The organism is Marinobacterium sp. NO-S09 (assembly GCF_059179545.1).
Map to the genome: position 1 here is coordinate 3,811,005 of NZ_CP168954.1, position 23,828 is coordinate 3,834,832.

Here is a 23,828-nt window from a genome sequence, read left to right on the forward strand (position 1 = left end):
ATTGGCAGTCGTTTATGAAACAATCCTTACAACTCAAGATCGGCCAACAGCTGACCATGACCCCTCAGTTGCAACAGGCAATCCGCCTGCTGCAGCTTTCCTCGCTGGACCTCCAACAGGAGATTCAGGAGGCGCTGGACAGCAACCCCCTGCTGGAAGCCGAAGAGGAGCATGAGACTCATCAGGCCGCCGAGGCGGACAGCGACCGTCAGGACAGCGACTCAGCGGACAACACGTCCAGCCGGGAAACCGCCAGCACCAGCGACAACGCTGACAGTGACGACAACTGGAGTGATGACCAGCCCGAAGATCACTGGAATGATCAGATTCCGGCCGAGCTGACCACGGACAGCAGCTGGGATGACACCTTCCAGCACCAGAGCACACCGTCCCAGCCCCGTGATGACGACTGGTCGCCGGGCGACAATGACACCATGGAAGACAGCCTGCAGGATCACCTGTTGTGGCAGCTCAACCTCACCCCCATGAGTGAGACCGATTACCAGATCGCGCTGGCCATCATTGACTCGGTGGATGCCGATGGCTACCTCACCACCAGTACCGAGGATCTGCTGGAGCATTTCCAGAATCACCAGCCCGAGGACTTTGCGGATGCGGAGCTGGATGAAGTGGAAGCCGTGCTGCACCGCCTGCAGCAGTTTGATCCGACCGGTGTCTGTGCCCGCGACCTCAATGAATGCTTGCGTCTGCAGCTGCTGCAACTGCCCGAAGATACTCCATTGCGCCCCTATGCGATCCGCCTGGTGCGCGACCATCTTAATCTGCTGGGCAGCCACGACTACCGCACATTGATGCGCCGCATGCGCCTGAAGGAGCCGGAACTGCAACAGGTCATCAGCCTGATCCAGAGCCTGAACCCCAAGCCCGGCGGCATCATCAGCCCTGAAGCCGCGCAGTATGTCATCCCGGATGTACTGGTGCGCAAACAGCAGGGCCAGTGGACCGTGAGCCTCAACAATGAGGCCTCACCCAAGCTCAAGATCAACAGCCAGTATGCCGACCTGGTGCGCCGCGCCGATAACAGCGCCGACAACACCTACCTGAAGAACCACCTGCAGGAAGCACGCTGGTTCCTCAAGAGCCTGGCCAGCCGCAACGAAACACTGCTCAAGGTCACCACGGAGATCGTGGCGCGCCAGATCGACTTCTTTGAAGAAGGTGACGAGGGCATGAAACCGATGGTTCTGCATGACATCGCCGAAGCGGTCGACATGCACGAATCCACCATCTCGCGCGTTACCACCCAGAAATACATGCACACACCGCGTGGCATCTTCGAGCTAAAGTACTTTTTCTCCAGCCATGTGGGTACTTCCGATGGCGGAGCCGCCTCGTCTACCGCCATCCGCGCATTGATCAAGAAGCTGATCAATGATGAAAATACAGCCAAACCGCTGAGTGACAACAAAATCGCACAGCTACTCAAGGAACAGGGCATTAACGTTGCCCGCCGTACCGTTGCAAAATATCGGGAGGCAATGCACATTCCGCCTTCTAATGAGCGCAAGCGTCTGGTTTAATGAGAGTGAAGGCGGTGCATCTGCTGCACCCCTATGAGAAGGAGAAAAACCTATGCAGATCAACATCACTGGCCACCATGTCGAACTGACTGATGCCCTGAATGACTATGTACGTAACAAGTTTGATCGTCTGGAACGTCACTTCGACAACATCACCAATGCACAGGTCACCCTTAGCGTAGAGAAACAGCGCCAGAAATCCGAGGCCAACATCCACCTCGCCGGCGGTGAAGTCTTTGCTGCGAACGAACACGACGACATGTATGCCGCCATCGACGGCATGGTCGACAAGCTCGATCGTCAGATCATCAAGCACAAAGAAAAGATGAAATCCCACAAATAACCGGTAGCAGCACGTAACCACATGCAACTATCAGAACTGCTGACCCCATCGCGCACACTCTGCCACGTCGATGTAGTCAGCAAAAAGCGGGTTCTCGAACTCGCCAGCCAAACCATTGCAGAGCAGTTGGATGGCCCGGCCGCTGAAGATATCTTCAGCGGCCTTATCAATCGTGAACGCCTGGGCAGCACCGGTATCGGTGAAGGCGTCGCCATTCCTCACTGTCGTATGGCCGGCGTACACAAGGCCGTTGGACTGCTGATGACACTGACCAGCCCGATCGATTTCGATGCCATCGATAATCGCCCGGTTGATCTGGTGTGCCTGCTGCTGGTCCCGGAAGAAGGCGCCGAAGAACATCTGCAAACCCTGGCGGGATTGGCTGAACTGTTCAACCATTCGGAAACGCGGGACTCGCTGCGAGCCTGCGGCAGTGCCGATGATCTGCTGGAGCGCGTCCAACAGCTCTGCCAGGAGCATTGAGCATGCGCCTGGTTGTGCTCAGTGGTCGCTCGGGATCAGGTAAAAGTACGGCACTTCAGGTACTGGAAGACGTCGGCTTCTACTGCATCGACAACCTGCCTGCCCTGCTGCTGCCTGACTTGATCAAGCTGATGCTGGCCGATCCCCAGCCAATCAGCAAAATTGCCGTCAGCATTGATGCCCGCAACCAGCCCAGCAACCTGCAGCAGTTCCCCGAGATCATGGCCCAGCTGCAGAAGCTGCCGAACCTGGGCATCGAAACCCTGTTTCTTGACGCCGGCGAGGCCACCTTGTTGCGCCGCTACAATGCCACACGCCGCCGTCACCCTCTGAGCGACAATAACCAGAGCCTGCAGCAGTCCATTCGCAACGAACGCGAGCTGCTGGAGCCCATTGCCACCCAGGCCGACCTGCGCATCGATACCACACGCCTGTCTCTGTATGAGCTGCGTGATGAAGTCAAACTGCGCGTCGCCGGGCGCACGGAACAGGAACTGTCGCTGCAGTTCGAGTCATTCGGTTTCAAGCACGGCGTGCCACTGGATGTGGATTTCACTTTCGATGTGCGCTCCCTGCCCAACCCCTATTGGGTGCCCGAGCTGCGCCGCCACACAGGGCGCGACCAGGAAGTGATCGACTTTCTGTCCGGATACGAGGATGTCACTGAAATGGTGACCGATATCCGCCAGTTCGTGGAAAAATGGCTGCCCCGCTTCCGCGCCAATAACCGCAGCTATATCACCATCGGTATCGGCTGTACCGGCGGCCAGCACCGCTCTGTCTATGTTTGCGAACAGCTTGCTGGCCATTTCCGCACGCTTATGGATAATGTCCAGATATTGCACCGTGAACTAAGACAGCCTGGGTCGGACTGAAGCTAGCATGGTTGAAAAACGCCTGACGATTATCAACAAACTTGGCCTGCACGCCCGTGCAGCGGCTAAACTCGTCACCACGGCCAACCAGTTCGACTCCGATATTCGCATTGCCCGTGATGACCGGGAAATTGATGGCAAAAGTATCATGTCGGTGATGATGCTGGCCGCCAGCAAAGGCACCGAAATCGAACTCCGCATCCAGGGTCAGGACGAACATCACGCCCTGAGTGCACTCGAATCCCTGATCAATAACCGCTTCGACGAACCCGAATAAACAAACCGCTTTACCTCTTCACCTTCAGCACCGGAAACCAGCGCCATGAGCCAGCAGGATCAGCTTTCCAACCTGGAAACCCTCAGTGCCGCTCTCGAAGTCGGCGAACTGCAGCAGCTCAGATTCATGCTCAACAAGGGACTCAAGCCCGTTGAGGTGGCACACCTGCTGGAAAAAACGCCACCGCGCGAGCGCCAGATCCTGTGGAACCTGCTCAACAAGGACCTGGAAGGTGAGGTGCTGCAATATCTGGGCGATGAAGCACAGGCGGAAATCCTGAGCCGCATGGAAGCCTCGGAAGTACTGGCGATTACCGAATCGCTGGAAACCGATGACATGGCCGACATTCTGCAGCAGCTGCCCGAACGGGTGATGAAAGAGCTGCTGAAAATCATGGACCGGGAGAACCGTGAACGCGTCGAGCAGGTGCTCTCGTTCCCGGAGGATACCGCCGGCGGCTTGATGAATACCGATACGGTAACCATCCGCCCGGATATTACTGCAGAGACGGTATTGCGCTACCTGCGCCGTCACAAGGAGATCCCCGAGACCACCGACACCCTGTTCGTGGTCAGCCGTAAAGGCTCTTACATTGGCGTACTGCCGCTGACACGCCTGCTCACCACAGACCCTGACGTATTGGTGCGTGAGATTATGAACACCGACGTGGACGCCATTCCGGCTGACATGCCGGACGAAGAAGTTGCCCGCCTGTTTGAACAGCTCGACCTGATCTCAGCCCCCGTCACCAACGAAGAGGGCCAATTGCTGGGTCGTATCACCATCGATGACGTGGTGGACGTTATCCGTGAAGATGCCGACCACTCCCTTATGAGCATGGCCGGTCTGGACGAAGACGAGGATACCTTCGCCCCTATCATGAAAACCACCCGCCGGCGTGCAGTCTGGCTCGGCATCAACCTGATCACGGCCTTTATCGCATCCGCCGTGATTGGCCTGTTTGAAGAGACCATCGACAAGGTTGTTGCTCTCGCCGTACTGATGCCGATTGTAGCGTCCATGGGTGGTATAGCCGGTAGCCAGACACTTACACTGGTGATTCGCGGCCAGGCCCTGGGGCATGTGGAACGCTCCAATATCGGCTGGCTGTTCAATCGAGAACTGGTTGTTGGACTGCTTAACGGCCTGCTCTGGGCACTGGTGGTCGCAGCGGTAGCCGTGGTCTGGTTCCAGGACATGACGGTGGGCGTGATTATCGCATTAGCGATCGTGATAAACCTGATCGCCGGCGCCATGGCAGGTACAATGCTGCCCATGATTCTGAAATCGCTGGGCATCGACCCGGCGCTGGCCGGCAGCGTACTGCTGACGACCATTACGGATGTGATAGGCTTTTTCGCTTTCCTTGGGCTAGCCACCCTGTTCTTTGCCTGACGGACAGACTATGAGTGACCAAAACGATACTTTCCAGGACGAACATGACGACCTGGAACCCAGTAAATCCCAGATCAAGCGGGATGCGGAAGAGCTGAAAACGCTGGGCAAGCGCATGACCGAGCTTCGCCCAGACCAGCAGGCCAAGCTGCCTATCGATGACCGCCTGCGTCTTGCCATCGAGGAGTACGGTCGCATTCGTGCCAACGGTGCCAAGCGACGCCACCTGCAGTATATCGGCAAGCTGATGCGTGACGCCGATGCCGACGCCATCCGTGCCGTTGTGGATCGTTTCGATTCTGCCAGCGCCCTGCACAACCACCTGTTCCACGAGCTGGAACGCTGGCGTGAGCGTTTGATTGATGAAGGAAATGAGGCGCTGCAGGAATTTATCGAACAGCACCCCGATGCCGATATTCAGCACCTGCGCCAGCTGGTTCGAAACGCCCAGCGTGAGCGCGCCCGTGAGCAGCCGCCTACTCATTCACGCAAGCTGTTCCGCTACCTGCGCGAACTGAGCGATCTCTGAAGCAGCCTCAACCTGCCCGCTCAGGGCGCTGATTGGGTGGGCTGCAGCTTGAATTCGGGGTCGTTCCAGTCCCCTTTCAAGGTGTAACGCAAGCTGGTAAAGCGCTGCAGCTGGTCCCCTATCAGCTTGTCGATGACAAACGCCGCCCCTGCAACCTGGGGCGCCCCCAGCAGAATCGCGGCAAAGGGCGCATTACTGCTGAGCGGAAGCGCAACCTCGACCGCCTGATCCAGCTCCCGCGTGCCCAAGTCCACCTGACCGCTAAGCGACATATTGGCAGAAGGCCCTTCCAGCGTCAGAGGTGATTCGGTCCGGGCGACGCCCTGCTCGATGGCATAATGCCCCTTGATGCGGTCGAAGCTGACCCCTTTTTGCAGCAGATCGCTGAAATCCAGTCGCAATCGCCGCGCCAGCGAGTTGAAGTTCAAAATGCCAAACACGCGCAGGAAGTTGCTGGTTTCGGCGGTTTCGATCAAGCGTGCCTGCCCGGTCTCGAATTCAAACTCACCGTTGATATCCGCTAACGAAAACGCCCAGGGTGCGCCCGGCCAATTCAGCGCCAAAGCACCCTTGACCTCACTGCTTTCCAGCACACGCCCGTAGCCCCATTGTTGCAGCAAGCGGCCAATATCATCCGCCGCCAGATTCAACTGCAAAAGGGTTTCCGGGGCTGTCTGGTGCTGCCGCCAATGCAGCTCACCGTTCAGGATTACCTGCTCGAGGTGCGCTTCCAGCTGCCGGATACTCAACCCCTTGTCATGTGGACGCAGATGGAAACGCCAGTCACCCAACGGTTTCTCACCCAGATCCAGGTGGCTAATCGCGATATCCATGGCCGGAAGTTGAGAGGCATTTATGCTTTCATAGCCCTGCCTGCCGGCCGCCTGCTCAGACTCAGGCACACCGGATGCGGCAACAGAAGCGGGCATATCACGAACAAGGTCCAGCTGCAGGTGCTCCAAATCCACCGCTACCGGCATTTCCGGTGCAATGCGTACCGCCCCCTTCGCCAAGCGGTGCGCCAAATTAACTGCCACTGCTGCATCTGTACTGCCCTTCAGCTCCAACTGCATCGTCTCTTCATCAGCACGCACCGGTAACTGCATACGGCCGTCACGCAGCTGAAAAGACGGCTGCAAACCAAAGGCCAGTGACAGGGGAGCCAACTGCTCGGGTGATTTTTTCAACCGTCCGGGCAAGGCCAGCTCAACACCCTGTAGATCTGATGTCAGGCGTAACCCGGAGCACTCGGCTTCTACACACAGATCCAGCTCGGCCTGCCATTTGACGTCGCCTTCAGCCAGCGCCAATGCCGGCCACTCCAGCCAGTTTTGCAAAGCCGGCACAGGGGTTTGGCCAAGCAAATGCAGACGTTGCTGACCGGGCCCAACCGCCTCAATCTGAGCCGTCACCGGCTGCTCCAGGAACACACCGTTAAGCCCTTCGGCACTCAAGCCTTTGGCGCTGGAAAAACGCACATCCCCCTTAATATCCGTCACGGCAATACCGATGCGTTCGGACGCCAGCCGCACACCCTCGAGTTGCGCAGCCACTCGGACCTTGGGCGGCACCTGTTCGCGCAGGGGGATATCGAGTCCCAGACGCAGCGTAGTTGCACCTTCAGTCAGCTGCCAGGGTTTAATACCCTCACCCAACTGTTGCGCCAACGGGGTGTTTTTGAGCAGATAATCCACATCCTCGGCCGGCCCACTTAAGCGGGTTTCAACCTGGAGCTCGCGGCTGCCCGGAGGCAGATACGCCCAGCCGGAGGTAACATCGGAATTAAGCAGACGTGCCTGGCCAATATTGACCACCAGGCCACCATCGCGCACCATCAGGAACACATCGGCCTGCTCCAGTGCCGGCCAGCCGGGCTGATAGGCCAACGCGGCCTCTTCAATATCGAAGAACAACTGCACCACCGGCCGTCTTGGCGTTGCCAGTTTACGGGTTCCCGTTCGCAGTAGCAGGCCGCCCTGACGCAGACGCCCTGACTGAATGGCCTGTTTAAGCCAGCGGTGCAGGCCCGCACCCACTTCACGTTCCGGCGTATATACCGGCGCCTGCAGGCCATCGCTGTCAGTCATGCCGATCATCAGCGTCAGCTCGGCCTGCTCTTCCCGGTCAAACGGCAGATCAATACTGAAACGCCCGGACGCTTGCACAGACTGGTCCTGCAGCTGGAGCCGCTCACTGTTTACCAGCACCCCTGTCTCATGCAACGTCCAGCTCACACGTCCTTTTGCCTTTTGATAATTCCAGCCATCCGGATACAGCATGGGGAAGTGCATGGCAAAGTTGTCACTGGCCAGGTCGATACGTCCTCCGCCAGGACTGGCCTCCAGCCGACCGGAAACACCACGAAGCCCAGGCGCACCCCGCCAGGCTTCCACCTGCACCTGGTCCAGGTCAGCAATCAATTCGAATTCAGACCAGGGCTGGTCAGCGGCCTTGCGCAACACCAGATTATGCAGTTCACCCGCCGGTGCCAGCTGTGTTGCCAGCCGAGCGGCCAGGCTTTCATCCGGGCTGGCCGCTGCAAGCCACTGCCCCAGCGCCGCCAGGTCAAGCGAAGAGATTCCCAGGTCCAGTGTTTGTGGCAGACCCTTGTCCACCAGAGGGTTGTGCAGCACCAGCTTGGGTACCGATACAACCTTACCGGCACTGGACCAGGTCAAATCAGTGGCCTGCAATTGATAGCCCCGCGCCTGCGGTTGCAGGCTCAGCATGGCAGCAAGGGTTTGCGGCAACGGCCAGGGCTTATCCAACGCCAGCTCAGTCAGGTTGATACGGGCCTGGGCTTGCTGCAATTGATGGCGGTTGAATTCGACCCAGACACGGGTATCCAGTTGCATTCCCTGCAGTCCCCACTCAGGCTGCAGCACCTGTACCAGCTGCGGGCCCAATTGGCGAATATCCAGATAGCCTTGATAATGCGCCCCCAGGGGATCTGCTTCACTGAGGTCGGAGGCTTCAAGGATAAAGTCGATTTCGGTTTGCTCACCCAGCTGGGGCATCCGCACCGCGCCACTGAGACGGTGCTCCTGACGCGCGTTCTCCAGCTCAAGGTCGGCAGGAGACACCACCAGAGGGCGTCCCTGCTGGGGAATCAGTACCAGCTCTACATCCTTGATCAAGGCATAGGGTTGGCTCAGCAGCAGGCGGGAAAGGGTTTGCCAGCCACTGGCCGACATGCCTGAATCAGGCTGTTGAGGTGAAGCCCCGGGGCGATGCAGCCAGCTGCCGGCACGCTGGTGCCAGCGCCCTACGACACCACTGACTTCAAAACGCTGAAAGATGGGCAGCCAGGACATCAGCGACCCGAAAGGATCAAACTCCAGGGTTACCTGCTCCAGTGCCAGATACCCTTCCGGCCCAGTGTCGGCACCGGCACGCATGCGGATGTCACGGACCTGAATCACCGGGTAGGCACGGCTCCAGCGCCCCTCCAGCTGCCCGATCTCAAGTTCGATCCCCAGGCGCTGGGCCAGATAGTCCTGAATCTGTGGCCGGAAATGGTCGACATTGTTCAGCAGCAGGCGCGCACCCGTCAGCAGCAGCGCGCACAGCAAAAGCATCAGCAGAAAAGCCCACCAGGCCCGACTCAGGTGTCGACGCATCCTGCCAGAACCCTACTCAGCGCAACACAACGTCGTATTGTTCCGGCGTATACAGCGGTTCCACCTGGAAACGCACCGTCTTGCCGATAAAGTCCTCCAGTTCCGCCACGTGGTCCGAGACTTCATCCAGCAAATGATCCACCACGGACTGCGCCGCCAGCACCAGATAGGTTTCGGTATCATAGGCGCGGTGCTGACGCAGGATCTCACGGAATATTTCGTAGCAGACCGTTTCCGGTGTTTTCAGCGAACCCCGGCCCTGGCAGTGGGTACAGGACTCACAGAGCACCTGCTCCAGGCTTTCGCGGGTGCGCTTGCGCGTCATCTCCACCAGTCCCAGCTCGGACACACCCGTGACCTTGCACTTGGCATGGTCCTTCTCCAGCACCCGCTCCAGGGTACGCAGCACCTGACGCTGATGGTCGGGATCTTCCATATCGATGAAGTCGATAATGATGATGCCGCCCAGATTTCTCAGGCGCAGCTGACGACCAATCGCCGTAGCCGCTTCCAGGTTGGTCTTGAAGATGGTTTCTTCCAGGTTGCGATGACCGACAAAGGCACCCGTGTTCACATCCACGGTGGTCATGGCTTCGGTCTGGTCGAAAATCAGATAGCCGCCGGATTTCAACTCAACCTTGCGGCCAAGTGCCTTCTGCATCTCTTCTTCGACATTGAACATGTCAAAGATCGGGCGTTCGCCGGGGTAGTACTCCAGCTTGCTTTCAATCTCGGGTACCAGCGCTTTGACAAAGCTGTGGGCACGCTGGAAGGTTTCACGGGAGTCGATACGAATGCGCTCAACCCCGGAATGCGCCATATCACGCAGGGCACGCATGTTGAGCGGCAGGTCTTCGTAGACGATCGCCGGTGCCTTGACCTGTTTGATTTTCTGACGAATGGATTCCCACAGGCGGCGCAGGAACTGCAGATCCGATTCAAGCTCCACCTCGGTGACGCCCTCGGCCACTGTACGCAGGATGACACCCCAGTCCGGTGAATTATTCTCTTCCGGTACCAGCGTTTGCATCAGCCCGCGCAAGCGCTCACGCTCGGCACCGTCTTCGATACGCTGGGATACACCGATATGACTGCTGCCCGGCATCAGGACGAGATACCGCGAGGGAATGGATATATGCGTGGTCAGACGCGCACCCTTGGTGCCAATCGGGTCCTTTGTAACCTGCACCAAAAGACTTTGGCCTTCACGCAACACCTGCGCGATGGAGGTTGCGCTGCGTTGCTCGGCCGCCATGGTCTGATCGATGACTTCATCCACATGGATGAACGCGGCACGTTCGAGACCGATATCGACAAATGCGGCCTGCATACCGGGTAGCACACGCACCACTTTGCCTTGATAAATGTTACCGACAATCCCCCGTCGCTTGGCGCGTTCGACGTAGATTTCCTGGGGCATGCCGTTTTCGATCACTGCCACACGCGTTTCCATCGGTGTGAAATTGATCAGGATCTCCTCACCCATCCATTCTTCCTCTTGCTGCTCTCTCAGGTTGCGGGGGCATGCCAGATCGGTACTGCAAATGATCCAAGCAGGCGGGCTGTTTCCATCAATGGTAACCCGACTACTGCAGAGTAACTGCCTTCCATGCGGCTGACAAATACGGCACCCATTCCTTGAATCCCGTAGGCACCTGCCTTGTCGGCAGGTTCGCCGGTATGCCAATAGGCCCGGCATTGATCTTCATTCAGTGGCTGAAACTCCACCTCGGTGATCACGGTCTCCACCACTTCTCGCTCACCCTGTACCAGCGCTACCGATGTCATCACCTGATGCCTGCGCCCTGACAGGTGCATCAGCATGCGTACCGCATCATCCTCATTCTCGGGTTTGCCGAGAATATGGTTATCCAGAGTCACCGTAGTATCGGAGCCAAGGTAGACGGCATCAGAGCCCATCAGCTGCTGGCAGGCACGCGCCTTCTCAAGTGCCAGCCTGGTCACATAATCAGCCGGCGACTCCGCTGGCATGGGGGTTTCATCAATATCCACCGGGCGGCACTCAAACCTCACCCCGATCTGCTTTAACAATTCACGTCGTCGTGGTGAGGCCGAAGCCAGAATCAATGTGGACATAGGCATTATTTCAGATAGAAAGTGTGTCGAGTGGCGCGCAATAACAGAAACAGCCAGGGCCATACCAGCGCACTGACCAGTGAGGGCAGCAGGAACAGCAGGGAGTTTCCGGTGGTGCCGGTCATGCTCTGCATCCAGTGGAACAGCAGCTGATTGATCCCCACCAGCACCAGCACCATGAAGGATTGCTGCCACAGCGGGAACATGCGTAAACGCTTGTAGAGCAACAGCACCAGGAAAGCGATCAACGTCAGTGACAGGGCACTCAGGCCCAGTACACTGCCACGCACCACATCCAACAGCACGCCAATGGCAAAGGCACTGCCCATGCCTACACGGTGCGGCAACGCCATCACCCAGTAGATCAGAATCAGCACCACCCATTCAGGCCGCGCCCATACCAGCATGTCCGGCAATGGCATCTGGCTCAGCACCATCCCGACGAGGAAGGTGGCGAAGATGATCATGCCGCCGCCGCGCGACTCATCACTCATGCTCAGACTCCGCCGGGATCTGAGACAGTTCGGAACGGTAATCGACCAACAGCAGGTATCGACTGCGGTCGAGGCGCGCGGTGGGCTCAGCCTTGATCAGCTTGAACGGGCGACCGGGGTCACGAATCACTTCAACCACACGGGCAACCGGATAGCCGCGCGGGAAACGACCGCCCAGTCCGGAGGTCACCAGCAGATCGCCCTGCTGGATATCCGCGGTATCAGGGATGTGCTCCATTTCCAGCTCACCCAGCGTGCCCTTGCCCAGAGCAATGCCCCGAAAACCGTTACGGTTGATCTCAACCGGGACCGCAGAGCGTGCATCGGTAATCAGCATCACACGGCTGGTATAGTGTGACAGGTTCACCACCTGCCCCATCACGCCACCGGCATCCAGCACCGGTTGGCCGACAAACACCTGATCTTCCAGGCCCTGATTAAGGATCACCTGATGTTGGAAGGGATCAGGATTCACACCGATCAGCTCCACCAGACGACTGGGCGGGTTAAGGCGTTCACCGGCCTTGAGCAGTTCACGCAGACGGATGTTTTCCGCAGTCAAGGCAGCCATCTGCTGTACCTTGCGCTCCAGAATCATCGCTTCGGATTTGAGGGTTTCGTTTTCACGCACCAGACTGGCACGGTTGACCACCACACCGGAAAGGCTGTCTGCCACACGCGCAGGAATATCCACCACCCACTGCAGAGGGGTAGTCACCAGTGACAACCAGGCACGGCCTTCCTTCATGCGCGGCCAATGCAGATCTGCCACCATTAACAGAATGGCCAGCAGACACAGCAAAATGAACAGACGACGCGGTCGACCACCTCGGAAGATCGGTTTAATACCGCACCTCCTGAGCGCTCGTCAGGCGATACCCTTGACCGCAGACAGTCAAAAACAGCCAGGGCAGCATGCCGTTACTCGTAGGTCAGTAGTTCGAACGACTGCTTGTCCAGCATTTCCAGCGCCTTGCCGCCGCCACGGGCGACACAGGTCAGCGGGTCTTCGGCGACGATCACCGGCAGGCCGGTCTCTTCGCTGACCAGACGATCAATGTTACGCAGCAGCGCGCCACCACCAGTCAGCACGATGCCGTGCTCGGCGATATCGGCCGCCAGCTCGGGCGGGCACTGTTCCAGCGCGCTTTTCACCGACTGCACGATGGCCGACAGCGGCTCCTGCAGGGCTTCGAGAATTTCGTTGCTGTTGAGAGCAAAACTGCGCGGGATACCTTCGGCCAGGTTACGACCACGCACATCGATCTCCAGCACTTCGCTGGACGGATAGGCAGAGCCGATCTCCTGTTTGATACGCTCGGCAGTCGCATCGCCAATCAGGCTGCCGTAGTTGCGGCGCACGTAGGTGACGATCGCTTCATCGAAGCGGTCACCACCGACACGCACAGACTCGGCGTAAACGATACCGTTGAGGGAAATCACCGCAATTTCAGTGGTACCACCACCGATATCCACCACCATGGAGCCGCTGGCTTCCTCTACCGGCAGGCCGGCACCGATGGCTGCAGCCATCGGCTCTTCAATCAGGTACACCTCGCGGGCACCGGCACCTATGGCCGATTCCTTGATGGCACGACGTTCAACCTGGGTGGATTTGCAGGGCACACACACCAGCACACGCGGGCTGGGTGTCATGAAGCTGTTGTCATGCACCTTGCTGATGAAATACTGCAGCATCTTTTCGGTTACATGGAAGTCGGCAATCACGCCATCTTTCATCGGGCGGATGGCCGTAATATTGCCCGGCGTACGGCCCAGCATGCGTTTGGCGTCTGAACCAACGGCGGCAACAGACTTCTGGTTGCCGTTGACGCGAATGGCCACTACGGAAGGTTCGTCCAGGACGATGTCACGATCACGTACGTAGATCAGTGTGTTGGCTGTTCCCAGATCGATGGAAAGATCACTTGAGAACATGCCTCTAATTTTCTTGAACATGCTGACTGTAGATACCCTGAAATTGGCTGAAGTGGTGACAAGCCTAAAAGCAAACAACTCTAACAACGGCAGGGATTTTGGGCAAGGTACAAACATGCTATCTTATGCGCCATTCACCCTTTCCAAATTCAATCGCTGCGGGGCCTGTGGCATTCAGCCAGCCTTCAGCGGACAGACTGATCAGAGCGAGAAGCGGACCTATGTCACTGGACCGATCCGAAGTGGAACAGATAGCTCATCTGGCACGCCTGCAGATCGACGCGGCCGATATCGACAGCTATAGCGATTCATTAAACAGCATCCTGAACCTGGTGGATCAGATGCAGGCCACCAATACCGACGGTGTTGAACCCCTGGCACACCCTCTGGACGCCGTGCAGCGCCTGCGCGCTGACGAAGTATCCGAGGTCAACCAGCGTGAAGCCCTGCAAGCCGTGGCTCCGGCCACCGAGGAAGGTCTCTTCCTGGTACCCAAAGTCATCGAATAATCCGCCTTCAGGTTCAAGGACACTGACATGTTTGACAAAACACTTGCCGAGCTGGCCCAGGGGCTGGAGCGCGGCGACTACAGCAGCACCGAGCTGACGCAGGCCTACCTGCAGCGTATCAACGCGCTGGACAGCCAGTACAACGCTTTCATTACTGTTACTGAAGAACAGGCACTGGCCCAGGCCAAGGCCGCCGACGAAGCCCGTGCGGCCGGCAACGGCGGTGCTCTGTGCGGTCTGCCGATCGCACACAAGGACCTCTTCTGTACCCAGGGCGTACGCACCTCCAGCGCTTCCAAAATGCTGGATAACTTCGTTTCCCCGTACGACGCGACCATCGTCAGCCGCCTGAAAAATGCCGGCACCGTGACGCTGGGCAAGCTGAACATGGACGAATTCGCCATGGGCTCCTCCAACGAGAGCAGTTTCTATGGCTCGGCCCGCAACCCCTGGAACACTGATTGTGTGCCGGGCGGTTCCTCCGGTGGTTCTGCGGCCGCCGTGGCAGCGCGCCTGACCCCGGCCGCGACCGGTTCCGACACCGGTGGCTCCATCCGTCAGCCGGCTGCGCTCTGTGGTATCACTGGCCTGAAGCCGACCTATGGTCGCGTCTCCCGCTACGGCATGATCGCCTTTGCCTCTTCACTGGACCAGGCAGGTCCCATGGCCCAGACCGCTGAAGACTGCGGCATGATTCTGAATGCCATGGCCGGTTTTGATCCCATGGACTCCACCAGCGCCGAGCGCGACATGGAAGACTACACCGCCGAGCTGAACCAGCCGCTGGCCGGCCTGAAGGTCGGTCTGCCCAAGGAGTATTTCTCCGATGCGCTGGACGCTGGCGTCGCCGAGCAGGTGCGCAATGCCGTGGCAGAATTTGAAAAACTGGGTGCAACTGTAAAAGAAGTCAGCCTGCCCAACACCGAGCTGTGTATCCCGGCCTACTACATCCTGGCCCCGGCTGAAGCCTCTTCCAACCTGTCCCGTTTTGACGGCGTGCGCTACGGCTACCGCTGTGAAGACCCGGTCGACCTGGAAGACCTGTACAAACGCAGCCGTGGCGAAGGCTTCGGTGCCGAAGTGAAGCGCCGCATCATGGTCGGTACTTACGCCCTGTCCGCCGGCTACTACGACGCCTACTACAACAAGGCACAGCAGATCCGTCGCATGATCCAGCAGGATTTCGTCAACGTGCTCAACGATGTTGATGTCATTATGGGCCCGACTACGCCACAGACTGCTTTCAAGCTGGGCGAGAAGAGCAGCGATCCGGTCTCCATGTACATGGAAGATATCTTCACATTGTCACTGAACCTGGCGGGCCTGCCGGGCATCTCCGTACCCTGCGGCCAGAGCAATGGTCTGCCGGTGGGTCTGCAGATCATCGGCAACTACTTTGCCGAGTCCAGGCTGCTCAACGTGGCGCACCAGTTCCAGCAGGCAACTGACTGGCATAAACAGATCCCGGCCGGAGTGGAGGTGTAATCATGGAATGGGAAGTTGTTATCGGCCTGGAGATTCACGTCCAGCTGTCGACCAAAACCAAGATCTTCTCCGGCGCCAGCACCGCTTTTGGTGCCGAGCCGAACACCCAGGCCTGTGCCGTTGATCTGGCCCTGCCGGGCACTCTGCCGGTGTTCAACGAAAACGCCCTGCGCATGGCCGTCATGTTCGGCCTGGCGGTGAATGCCGAGATCGGCAAGCGTTCAGTATTCGAGCGCAAGAACTACTTCTACCCGGACCTGCCCAAGGGCTACCAGACCACTCAGCTGGCCGAGCCGATCGTCGGCCCTGGCTTTGTTGATATCGAAACCGACGATGGCGTTCAGCGCCGGGTTGGTCTGCATCACGCCCACCTGGAAGAAGATGCGGGCAAGTCTCTGCATGAAGACTTCCACGGCATGTCCGGTATCGACCTTAACCGTGCCGGCACCCCGCTGGTGGAGATCGTATCCGAGCCGGATATGCGTTCTTCCAAGGAAGCGGCTGCCTACGCGCGCAAGATCCACGCGATTGTGACCACGCTGGGCATCTGCGACGGTAACATGGCCGAAGGCTCCATGCGCTGTGACTGTAACGTTTCCATCCGTCCGAAAGGCGAGGAGAAGCTGGGTACCCGTACCGAGCTGAAGAACATCAACTCCTTCCGCTTTATCGAACGCGCCATCGATACCGAAGTGGCACGTCAGATCGACCTGATCGAAGACGGCGGTACCGTAGTGCAGGAAACCCGCCTGTACGACCCGGACAAAAACGAAACCCGCAGCATGCGCTCCAAGGAAGAAGCCAACGATTACCGTTACTTCCCCTGCCCGGACCTGCTGCCGGTCATCATCGATGACAGCTACATCGAAGCGATCCGCGAAACCCTGCCGGAACTGCCGGACGCACGTCGTGAGCGCTTCATCAGCGAGTACAGCCTGTCCGAATACGACGCCGGCGTCCTCTCGGCTTACCGCGCCCAGGCCGACTACTACGAGCAGGTAGTGAAGCTGTCCGGTGACACCAAGCTGTCCGCCAACTGGGTGATGGGTGAGCTGGCCAAGTTCCTCAACCAGAACGACACCGATATCAAGGACAGCCCGGTCTCTGCCGAACAGCTCGGCGGCCTGCTGGTCCGCATCAAGGACAACACCATCTCCGGCAACATCGCCAAGAAGGTGTTCGAGCTGATGTGGAGCAAGGGCGGCACAGCTGACGAGATCATCGAAGCCGAAGGCCTGAAACAGGTCACCGACACCGGTGCTATCGAGAAGATCGTCGACGAAGTGATCGCCAACTCAGAGAAGCAGGTCGAGCAGTACAAGGCGGCCGAGCCGGACAAGCGTGGCAAGATGATCGGTTTCTTTATGGGCCAGGTGATGAAAGCCACCGGCGGCAAGGCCAACCCGGGTGCCGTTACCGGTATTCTCAAGCAGAAGCTGGACGCGCTTTGCGACTAACCTCTGTGGATTAATCACACCTAAAGCCGGCTCCTGAAGCCGGCTTTTTTATGCCTGAATCACCCCAGATACTGGCTGATATCCACCTCGTCGATCTGATCTTCGCTGAGAAAGCGTTCCGCATACTGCTTGTAGATGCCGGAGGTGAGGAACAGATCGAACAGATCCGGATCGATGTGCTGATCCTTCTTGAAGAAGCTTAGAATACGGATCGACTCGGACAGGGTTTTGGCTTTCTTGTAAGGACGATCGGATGCAGTCAGCGCTTCGAATATATCGGCAATGGCCATAATCCGGGCCGGGACCGACAGCTCATCCTTGGTCAATTTACGCGGGTAGCCGGTGCCGATCAGAGTTTCGTGATGCCCACCGGCAATTTCCGGAATCCGGCTCAGATTGGTCGGGAATGGCATCTGCTCCAGAATGAAGATCGTCTGGATGATATGCTCGTTGATCTTGAAGCGCTCTTCGGCTGTCAGCGTCCCGCGGCTAATCACCAGATTATGCAGCTCGCCGTGGTTGTACAGGTATTCGGGGATCTCCATTTTAAAGCCGAACTTTTCATCCAGTGCCGCAGTTGGTGGTCGCTCAACCAGATGCTCGGGTCGATCACTCAGCAAGGTTTCAGTGGCCGGAAGCGCCTGCGCCTCCTCACTATCCAGGCGACTGCGCTCATCCTGGGACAAGCCCAGGCGGTTATCGAAATGGCGCGTCCAGGTCTGGCTGCCAATGGCATGAATCCGGTCAATCTTGTCCTGCTCGAGAAACTCACCGCCCTCGTTACACATGGCCAGAAAGGCAAAGTCGTCCAGCAACTGCTGTTTGCGTGAAGTAAAAATCCGGTGCGCCTTTTCCGGCTCGACACCCTGCTCATGGATAGCCTCCAGCCGCGCAATCTCTGCATCTCTGAGCAAAACTTCAAAACGGGTGCGTACCTCATGAATGCGGTTATAGATGGTTTCCAGCTTGGTGGACTTATCCACAACATGCTCAGGCGTGGTTACCTTGCCACAGTCATGCAACCAGGCGGCAATAGTAAACTCCCGCCACTCATCCTCGGTCGTCAGGGCAAAGTCCGCCAAAGCACCCTCGCGTGCCTGGTTGGCAGCCTTGCACAACATGATGGCCAGTTCCGGCACCCGCTCACAGTGGCCACCCGTGTAAGGGCTTTTGGCATCAATGGCACCGGCGACCATCTTGATCATGGCGTCCAGCATTTTTTCCTGAGCCTCGACCAGGTCCTGGTTCTCGATCACCACCGCCGTTTGCGTGGCCAGCGCATCGACAAAATGCTCATTTTTCGGATCAAAGTTGACCACATCGCCACTAATGGGATCGAGTGCATTCATCAACACGACAACGCCACCCACCGATTTATCCGAGAGCAGCATGGGCACTACCAACAGGGAGCGTATCCGCTTGCCTGAACAGGTTTCCAGCCCGGACCAGCGCGGTTCCTGCAGCTCGCTACTCCCGGTGTTCAATTGAATCAGGCCCGCTTCGGCAAAGGCACGCCCTAAAACGCCTGGCTGCTCACTGGCCGATTGTAAATCAACCACCTCTTCCCACTCGGCTTGCAACCCTCGTTGATGTACGGCAGACAGATGATTATCTTCAGACTTCAATAAAATTACCGAGGCTTCAAAATGGGTAATTTCATCCACACCATCCAGTGTCATTGCCAGAAGGGAGTCACGGTCATGCACTCGCGCCAGCGCAATCCCGTTCTGAACCAATCGCGCCAGCCGTGATTGGGCTTCACCCAGGTTATCCAACAAAGTGTTGATAATAAAAATCCCCAGCACCAGCGAACTGCCAATCACCACACTGGTCGCCGAGAAAAGAATACCCCATGACCAGAAAGCAAAATATCCAAGCCCCATCATTAGTGCTGCAAACACAAGAACAGCGCTCAAACTCAAGGCAGGATGGAGCTTCAACATCGCCCCGACCCAACTTTCAGGCCGGGGCGCAAACCAGATCAGCAGCAGACCGGCGGATGCTACCAGCAGGATTTCCATCCAAGGCATCCAGCCAGGCCGCATAAGCAGGGAGCCATCAAACAGGGACTCAACCAGCTGGGCATGGATCTCCACACCGGGCACCTGCTCACCCAGTGATGTAAAACGCATATCCGACAGACCAGCCCCTGTCAGACCGACCAGTATCAGCTTGTTCTCCAGCATGACCGGGTCAAAATTGCCGCTGAACAAGTCAGACGCGGAGAGATAGCGTGCCGCCGTGGTTGCAATCGGGGCGTAGTGCAACCAGACATCCGTGTTGTGCTGGGGGCTAATGGCAAGGTCCGCGACCCTGACCTCATCCACCCCCGTGCGGCTTGAGGTCACTTCAATGGCTTCCGAATAGGTTGCGACACGGAACATTTCCAGCGCCAGCGTTGGCACCAGCTCACCATTCACTGCCATGATCAGCGCCAGCTTTCTGACCGGCCCCGATGTCCCCGGTACGCTCAGCAGGGCCTGACCTGCAGCAGCCTGCTGCAACTCTGGCAAACTAGCCAGTACCTGTGGGTAATCAGTGACAAACGGAAGCGGATTAGCTCCTTGAGTGCTAATTGGTATCGTAAAGAGTTGGTCTGTCGTGGTGTAGGTAGAAAACCCGAAGCCGGCAGCCGCCAGTACCGAGCGTGTGCTACTCAAGGCAATGGATAGCTGAAAATCACTGGAGGGCAATGCATTCAGCTCATTAAGTAGATACGTTTGCTCCGGTGCCAGGCGGCTGGCCAACTTTTCGATCGAGTTCTGATCCGGCTCGGGCATGTAGAAATCCAACCCGATGGCAGCAGGTTCATAGAAGTCGAGGGTATTTACCAGTTTGGCCAGGACATCCAGTGGCCAGGGCCATTGGCCAAATTTTTGCAGGCTTTTTTCGTCAATGGCAATGACCGTAACCGGCTGACTTAGGGGTTCGCGCGGTGAAAATTGCTGGTAGGAATCAAACAACGCAGCCTGAGCCGCTTCGAAGGGAGAGTGCAGAACCGCTACAGTATGCGCCAGCCAGGCTGGATAGCGTTCCAGCACCGGCTTGGGCAAGGCATGTAAGGTTTCTACTATGACAATTACCAACAGCACAATAATGGCTAAAGGCCGCCCTCTGGCGACCCCCAGTAACTGCCTCAGCCCCGACCGGCTGTTCGTCAGACTGACATCTTCCATCCTGGGCTACGTCCTCTTTCCCGTGCAAGCCGGGCCCCTGCTAACGAATGCTGATCTCGACCCTGCGATTACGCGGCTCATCTATCCCGTCTGCCGTGGATACCTCGGGTTCTCGCTCACCACGGCCGGTGACCTCCATCATATCCATGGGAATACCCTTTTCATTCAGCACCCTCGCCACCGTCTGTGCCCTCTTTTTTGACAGCCGGTCATTTGCCAACAGGGAGCCGACCCGATCAGTATGCCCCACAATTCTGATTTCCGGAGCATGACGTTCTTCCAGAACGGCTGACAACTGCGGGATCAAGGCAAGAGAGTCCGGTGTCAGTTCGGTAGCAGAGCCTGATGCGAACCTCAATGTAAAGGTCTCGGCTGGCAGGGGTTGCTGCTGCAAAAGCTGGCTGAACCTTGAGCTCACCTCTTCAGAGCTGGCGGCACTTTCCTCGACCTGCCCTTCAGCCCCTTGGTACGCAGCTCCATAAGCCGTGTTCAGGGTTTTGCTGCTGCCCTCAGTCATGACCACAACAGCACCGACCTCACCACTTGCACCCGGCAAGAGTATGACCCGGTTCATGGCATCACAGCCCGGCTGCAAGGTGCTTGCCTGAACGCCCTGTTCAACACAGTTTCCTGCAGTATCACGCACCGGCAAACCATTTGAGCTGGTCCAGTATTGCCCCGCATGGGCTGAACTCAGGCAGCCAAACACAAGCGCAGACGCGATCAGTTGTTTGTAACGCACATCCATGGCTCTTACTCCCCGGCTGCTTCAAGAATGAACTCGGTACCGCGCACCCCGATTGTCATGCTCCCGGTGTTGTAAGTCACCGATTCGGAATTTGCCTTGGCCAACTGACCGGATATCACCGCTAATCTGCCTTTTTTCAGGCTCGCATTGAGCCGGCCCTTATGGGTAGTAGTATCAAAACTGAAGGCATCAATTACCAGCGTAGAGTCAGGAGAGGCCGTAAGTCGGGTATTGTCTCTCAGGGTTATGCCGGCAAAGCTGTCAGGGGCCGTTACTACCCTGTCACCTTGCATGAGAGCTCCACCTATTTGAGCATTTTCTGTAACTCCGGCTCTTTCGACATGCACCGTGCCATTGACCACTTTAAACGTCCCGGCTCGTTCCTCAGCCTGGGCGGGGACGGCAGCACAGAGCACCATCAAGAAACAGGGCAACATTGCAAATTTGATCATACTTTCCCTCGTGATTATCGCTTGTGGTGAACGGCACAGAAGCTGCCGCTGCAACAGCACGGTTCTGACGCAGTCAACTGTTATACAAAGACTCACAAAGATGCGCGGTGACGCCTGAATAACGTTTAGCACAGAGTTGTGAATTTGACATACTCTTTTCTTCGCAGGTGCAGCAAAACCTGTACACATTCGTCGCCGAGATAGGAGAACCACGAGGGATTGAGCCTGTAAGCCCAAGACAGATGAAGTGATCAATTTTTTTGATCAAAAGCGTTCATTGGGTTCGGTTTTTACACGGCGAGCAGACGCCTAAAGTATCCACATTCAACCGAACAGCGCCGTTTCCCCTTGCGGCCAGGAGTATTTTCAGTGAAACCAGCATTGAACCAGAACGCACTTGATCAGCTTTTTTACCAGGCACACAGCTATAACCAGTTTACTGATCAGGCTATTTCAGAAGAGACTATTGAACAGCTGTACAACCTGCTTAAGTGGGGGCCAACCTCCATGAATACACAGCCTGCCCGCTACCTGTTCCTGCGTACCCCCGAAGCACGCGAGCAACTGTTACCCGCGCTGATGGACAGCAATGCCGAGAAAACCCGACAGGCTCCTCTTACGGTCATCATCGCCTCGGATACCGAGTTTTACGAGCACCTGCCGACCCAGTTCAAGGCATACGATGCAGCTCCAATGTTCCGTGAAAACAATTCACTCGCTGAAGCGACTGCCTTTCGTAACAGTTCCCTTCAGGGTGCCTACCTGATGCTGGCCGCACGCGCCCTGGGCCTGGATGCCGGTGCCATGAGCGGATTCGATCCCGAAACGGTTAACAAGACTTTCTTCCCGGACGGGCAGTGGAAAGTAAACTTTATCGTCAATCTGGGCTACGGCGCTGAAGGCGGCCATCACCCTCGCGGCGATCGACTGAGCTTTGAGCAGGCGGCTCAGATTCTTTAACACCCGTCGGCCAGAGATACGCGCACAAAAAAGGGAGGCTCGGCAGCCTCCCCTTTACGCATAATTGGCGGGACTCAAATCAGCTCGGCGAAACTATCCACAACCCGATCCGGCGAGCAGTTTTCCACAGACTCACCATGGTTGTAGCCATAACTGACACACACCACCGGACAGCCGGCGGCACGGGCCGCGTCCACATCGTTACGCGAATCCCCCAACATCAAGGCCTGCTCAGGCGCACAACCTGTTGCCTCAAGCACGCTCAGCAATGGCAAGGGGTCTGGTTTTTTTACCGGCAGACTGTCGCCACCCAATACCTGATCGAAGTACTGCTCGATTTTCATCGCCTTCAACAAGGGGGTGGTAAAGGCCATTGGCTTGTTGGTCACAACTGCCATGGGAACACCCGCCTGCTGCAGGTGGATCAACAGTTCTTCAACCCCTGGATAGAGCCGGGCGTAGCGGCCGTTGCTCTGGGTGTATGCCGCCAGAAATACCTCAAAGGCCGCCTGAAACAGTTCAGGCTCCAGCGACTCATCAGACGGGTGCATCTCACCGGTGAGTGCACGCTTAACCAGTACCTGGGCACCATTACCTACCCACTGGCGCACAAGCTCTTCACCGGCAGGTCCACGCCCTATGGCCTGCAGCATGTTATCCACAGCCGCCGTCAGGTCCAGGGCACTGTCGACAAGCGTGCCATCCAGATCAAACATCACCCGTTGTGGCAACGCGCCATCAAACAGATTGCGCATCAGTCCGCCGCCTTGGCCAGCTCGGCACGCATCTGGGCGATGGTCGCGGCATAATCATCAGTGTTAAAGATGGCGGAGCCGGCCACAAAGGTATCAGCCCCTGCCGCTGCGATATCAGCAATATTGCCGATGCCAACACCACCATCCACTTCCAGACGAATATCCAGACCGCTGGCATCGATGCGCTCACGTACCTGGCGCAGCTTATCCAATGTGGTTGGAATGAATTTCTGACCACCGAAGCCGGGGTTTACGGACATCAGCAGAATCATATCGACCTTATCCATAACATGATCCAGATAATGCAGCGGCGTCGCGGGGTTGAATACCAGACCGGATTTACAGCCACCGTCACGGATCATCTGCAGCGAACGGTCGATATGTTCGGATGCTTCCGGGTGGAAGGTGATGTAGGACGCTCCCGCCTTGATGAATTCACTGATCATATGATCGACCGGCTTCACCATCAGGTGTACATCGATGGGGGCTTCGATGCCGTAGTCACGCAACGCCTTGCAGACCATCGGACCGATAGTCAGGTTGGGCACGTAATGGTTGTCCATCACATCGAAGTGGACAATATCGGCACCGGCCTCGAGTACGTTTTCAACTTCTTCACCCAAGCGGGCAAAATCGGCGGACAGGATGGAGGGAGCAATCTTGAAATCGGCCATGGGAACTCATTGACTGGTTA

22 protein-coding genes are annotated in these 23,828 nt (G+C 57.4%); 11 read left to right on the plus strand and 11 right to left on the minus strand.

The genetic code is table 11. From position 1 onward, the window contains the following. Nucleotides 1-14: 14 nt before the first annotated feature. From O3C79_RS17580 to yjgA, 7 genes are read left to right on the plus strand one after another with little or no spacing between them, the layout of a single operon-like run. A complete protein-coding gene (locus O3C79_RS17580) occupies nt 15-1,541 on the plus strand; it encodes an RNA polymerase factor sigma-54 (RefSeq protein ID WP_494384147.1) in 1,527 nt (508 codons plus the stop codon). A 52-nt stretch (nt 1,542-1,593) separates the two neighbouring features. After that, nucleotides 1,594-1,884 (plus strand): ribosome hibernation-promoting factor, HPF/YfiA family, encoded by a 291-nt coding sequence (gene hpf / locus O3C79_RS17585; RefSeq protein WP_010322866.1) that lies wholly within the window; start codon nt 1,594-1,596, stop codon nt 1,882-1,884. Nucleotides 1,885-1,905: 21 nt separating this feature from the next. Beyond that, nucleotides 1,906-2,367 carry a PTS sugar transporter subunit IIA gene (locus O3C79_RS17590; RefSeq protein ID WP_010322867.1) on the plus strand — a complete coding sequence of 154 codons (462 nt, stop codon included), beginning with the start codon at nt 1,906-1,908 and terminating at the stop codon, nt 2,365-2,367. Between the two features lie 2 nt (nt 2,368-2,369). Continuing rightward, a complete protein-coding gene (gene rapZ, locus O3C79_RS17595) occupies nt 2,370-3,242 on the plus strand; it encodes an RNase adapter RapZ (RefSeq protein WP_494384148.1) in 873 nt (290 codons plus the stop codon). A gap of 7 nt (nt 3,243-3,249) precedes the next feature. Then, on the plus strand, nt 3,250-3,519 hold the full coding sequence (locus O3C79_RS17600; protein WP_494384149.1) for an HPr family phosphocarrier protein: 270 nt from the start codon (nt 3,250-3,252) through the stop codon (nt 3,517-3,519). Nucleotides 3,520-3,564: 45 nt separating this feature from the next. Beyond that, nucleotides 3,565-4,914 (plus strand): magnesium transporter, encoded by a 1,350-nt coding sequence (gene mgtE, locus O3C79_RS17605; RefSeq protein ID WP_010322870.1) that lies wholly within the window; start codon nt 3,565-3,567, stop codon nt 4,912-4,914. 10 nt (nt 4,915-4,924) lie between these two features. After that, nucleotides 4,925-5,443 carry a ribosome biogenesis factor YjgA gene (gene yjgA, locus O3C79_RS17610; protein WP_010322871.1) on the plus strand — a complete coding sequence of 173 codons (519 nt, stop codon included), beginning with the start codon at nt 4,925-4,927 and terminating at the stop codon, nt 5,441-5,443. 20 nt (nt 5,444-5,463) lie between these two features. Here yjgA and O3C79_RS17615 read toward each other — a convergent pair whose 3' ends face one another. From O3C79_RS17615 to O3C79_RS17640, 6 genes are all read right to left on the minus strand, one after another. After that, nucleotides 5,464-9,063 carry a YhdP family phospholipid transporter gene (locus O3C79_RS17615; RefSeq protein ID WP_494384150.1) on the minus strand — a complete coding sequence of 1,200 codons (3,600 nt, stop codon included), beginning with the start codon at nt 9,061-9,063 and terminating at the stop codon, nt 5,464-5,466. 16 nt (nt 9,064-9,079) lie between these two features. Then, the gene (gene rng / locus O3C79_RS17620) at nt 9,080-10,549 is read right to left on the minus strand and encodes a ribonuclease G (protein WP_010322873.1); all 1,470 of its coding nucleotides are present in this window, start codon (nt 10,547-10,549) and stop codon (nt 9,080-9,082) included. Between the two features lie 23 nt (nt 10,550-10,572). Next, nucleotides 10,573-11,160 (minus strand): Maf family protein, encoded by a 588-nt coding sequence (locus tag O3C79_RS17625; RefSeq protein ID WP_494384151.1) that lies wholly within the window; start codon nt 11,158-11,160, stop codon nt 10,573-10,575. Between the two features lie 5 nt (nt 11,161-11,165). Continuing rightward, complete coding sequence (gene mreD, locus O3C79_RS17630) at nt 11,166-11,654, minus strand: rod shape-determining protein MreD (protein WP_010322875.1); 489 nt, start codon at nt 11,652-11,654, stop codon at nt 11,166-11,168. Beyond that, on the minus strand, nt 11,647-12,456 hold the full coding sequence (mreC, locus tag O3C79_RS17635; protein ID WP_494384152.1) for a rod shape-determining protein MreC: 810 nt from the start codon (nt 12,454-12,456) through the stop codon (nt 11,647-11,649). Before mreC ends, mreD begins: the two co-directional genes overlap by 8 nt. A 119-nt stretch (nt 12,457-12,575) precedes the next feature. Beyond that, nucleotides 12,576-13,613 (minus strand): rod shape-determining protein, encoded by a 1,038-nt coding sequence (locus O3C79_RS17640; RefSeq protein ID WP_010322877.1) that lies wholly within the window; start codon nt 13,611-13,613, stop codon nt 12,576-12,578. A 200-nt stretch (nt 13,614-13,813) separates the two neighbouring features. Here O3C79_RS17640 and gatC point away from each other — a divergent pair, with 200 nt between their 5' ends. Genes gatC through gatB form a run of 3 tightly spaced genes read left to right on the plus strand, consistent with a single transcriptional unit; the run spans nt 13,814 to nt 17,043 of the window. Next, entirely contained in the window at nt 13,814-14,101 is a 288-nt protein-coding gene (gene gatC / locus O3C79_RS17645; RefSeq protein WP_010322878.1) for an Asp-tRNA(Asn)/Glu-tRNA(Gln) amidotransferase subunit GatC, read from the plus strand. Between the two features lie 27 nt (nt 14,102-14,128). Beyond that, entirely contained in the window at nt 14,129-15,586 is a 1,458-nt protein-coding gene (gene gatA / locus O3C79_RS17650) for an Asp-tRNA(Asn)/Glu-tRNA(Gln) amidotransferase subunit GatA (RefSeq protein ID WP_494384153.1), read from the plus strand. 2 nt (nt 15,587-15,588) lie between these two features. After that, the gene (gene gatB / locus O3C79_RS17655) at nt 15,589-17,043 is read left to right on the plus strand and encodes an Asp-tRNA(Asn)/Glu-tRNA(Gln) amidotransferase subunit GatB (protein WP_494384154.1); all 1,455 of its coding nucleotides are present in this window, start codon (nt 15,589-15,591) and stop codon (nt 17,041-17,043) included. A 59-nt stretch (nt 17,044-17,102) separates the two neighbouring features. Here the strand turns inward: gatB and O3C79_RS17660 are convergent, their stop codons facing one another. Genes O3C79_RS17660 through O3C79_RS17670 form a run of 3 tightly spaced genes read right to left on the minus strand, consistent with a single transcriptional unit; the run spans nt 17,103 to nt 21,419 of the window. After that, nucleotides 17,103-20,219 (minus strand): HD domain-containing phosphohydrolase, encoded by a 3,117-nt coding sequence (locus O3C79_RS17660; RefSeq protein WP_494384155.1) that lies wholly within the window; start codon nt 20,217-20,219, stop codon nt 17,103-17,105. 40 nt (nt 20,220-20,259) lie between these two features. Beyond that, nucleotides 20,260-20,967 (minus strand): OmpA family protein, encoded by a 708-nt coding sequence (locus O3C79_RS17665; RefSeq protein WP_494384156.1) that lies wholly within the window; start codon nt 20,965-20,967, stop codon nt 20,260-20,262. A gap of 5 nt (nt 20,968-20,972) precedes the next feature. Continuing rightward, nucleotides 20,973-21,419 (minus strand): FecR family protein, encoded by a 447-nt coding sequence (locus O3C79_RS17670; protein ID WP_494384157.1) that lies wholly within the window; start codon nt 21,417-21,419, stop codon nt 20,973-20,975. Between the two features lie 369 nt (nt 21,420-21,788). Between O3C79_RS17670 and O3C79_RS17675 the strand changes: the two genes are divergently transcribed. Next, complete coding sequence (locus O3C79_RS17675; protein ID WP_494384158.1) at nt 21,789-22,379, plus strand: malonic semialdehyde reductase; 591 nt, start codon at nt 21,789-21,791, stop codon at nt 22,377-22,379. Between the two features lie 74 nt (nt 22,380-22,453). Here O3C79_RS17675 and O3C79_RS17680 read toward each other — a convergent pair whose 3' ends face one another. Continuing rightward, entirely contained in the window at nt 22,454-23,134 is a 681-nt protein-coding gene (locus tag O3C79_RS17680; RefSeq protein ID WP_494384159.1) for a phosphoglycolate phosphatase, read from the minus strand. Beyond that, complete coding sequence (gene rpe, locus O3C79_RS17685) at nt 23,134-23,808, minus strand: ribulose-phosphate 3-epimerase (RefSeq protein ID WP_494384160.1); 675 nt, start codon at nt 23,806-23,808, stop codon at nt 23,134-23,136. The genes O3C79_RS17680 and rpe overlap by 1 nt, the downstream gene beginning before the upstream one ends. Nucleotides 23,809-23,828 lie beyond the last annotated feature (20 nt).